General features: G+C 61.0%; 1 protein-coding gene. It reads right to left on the bottom strand.

Features of this window, described 5'->3' with window-relative positions:
- Positions 1-44 precede the first annotated feature (44 nt).
- Positions 45-1,228 (bottom strand): IS3 family transposase gene (locus E3O11_RS03155; RefSeq protein ID WP_134495394.1). Its coding sequence is split into 2 segments (ribosomal slippage): positions 45-967 and positions 967-1,228, totalling 1,185 coding nucleotides; the frame shifts between segments, so codons are not numbered across the junction.
- Between the last annotated feature and the right edge of the window lie 28 nt (positions 1,229-1,256).

Genomic DNA, 1,256 nt, shown 5'->3' with positions numbered 1-1,256 from the left:
TGGCCTGCCGCGGGTATTTCGGACAGCGGAATTAGTGGATTCTTCTACGCTGCCAATGCTGGCTGTTGATAACCGTAGTGGACTTCATTCGGCCGGCGGTAACCGAGCGCGGAGTGCCGGCGTCGACTGTTGTAAAACCCTTCGATATAGCGGATGACGTCGCTGCGAGCTTGTGATTTCGTGGCGTAGGCGGTGCGGTACACACGTTCGTTCTTGAGCATGGAGAAGAAACTTTCGGCCATGCTGTTGTCCCAGCACACGCCGGTCCGGCCCATCGAGGAGCGCATCCCCAGGCCGGTCACCAGAGCCCGAAAATTGGCCGACGTGTAAACGCTGCCCCTGTCGGAATGCCAAATCGCGTCCGGCTCAATCATGGTCGTCGCGGCGGCGTTCCGGAGGGCGTCGGCGACGAGTTCGGTGCGCATGTGGTCGGCGATGGACCACCCGACGACTTTCTTGGAATAGCAGTCGATGACGGTGGCCAGATAGATGAACCCTTGCCAGGTGTGGATGTACGTAATATCGCCGACGAATTTCGCTCCGGGGCGGTCGGCGGTGAAGTCGCGTTTGACGAGGTCGGGCATGGTCGCGGCCGCTTCGGCATCGGCTTCGGTAGTGATGCGGAAGGGCCGTGGTTGGCAGGCTACGAGGCCGATTTGGCGCATGAGTTGTCGCACCAGCTCGGGCGAGCACTCGGTCTGCTCGGCACCTAGGTCAGCGTGGATCCGGCGGTATCCGTAGGTGCCATCGGATTCCTCGAAGAAGTGCTGAATCCGGGCGATCAAGGCCTCGCGGCGGGCCGAGGTCGCGGACTGCGGCCGCACTGCCCAATCGTAGAAACCGGACGTGGAGACGGCCAGCCAGAGGCACATTTTCACCACCGAATTCCGGTTGGTGGGCTCCGATTTTTGGGAGTCGATGTACTCGTACTTGCTCACTACCGCTGCTCCCGCGCGAAGTAAGCGCTGGCTTTTTTCAAGAAAGCGGTCTCCGCCCGCAGCTCCTGAACTTCCCGCTCGAGCTCCTTCAGTCGGGCCCGTTCCGAGACCGTCAGGTCCGCTTCGGTACCGCCGTTGGCCTCGCGGTATTTGTTGAGCCAGTTCCGAAGAGACTCAGCGCCGACGCCATACGCGGTGGCCACGTCCTTGATCGGCTTGGAGGTGTTGATCACCTCACGGCACAGCTCGTCTTTGAACTCCTGGGTGAAACGCCTGCGTGCTGCGGTCATGCTGATCTCTACTTTCAGTGAACCCTCA

Source organism: Cryobacterium levicorallinum, from assembly GCF_004402405.1.
Classification (GTDB): domain Bacteria; phylum Actinomycetota; class Actinomycetes; order Actinomycetales; family Microbacteriaceae; genus Cryobacterium; species Cryobacterium levicorallinum.
This window is presented reverse-complemented; position numbering and strand designations above follow the sequence as displayed.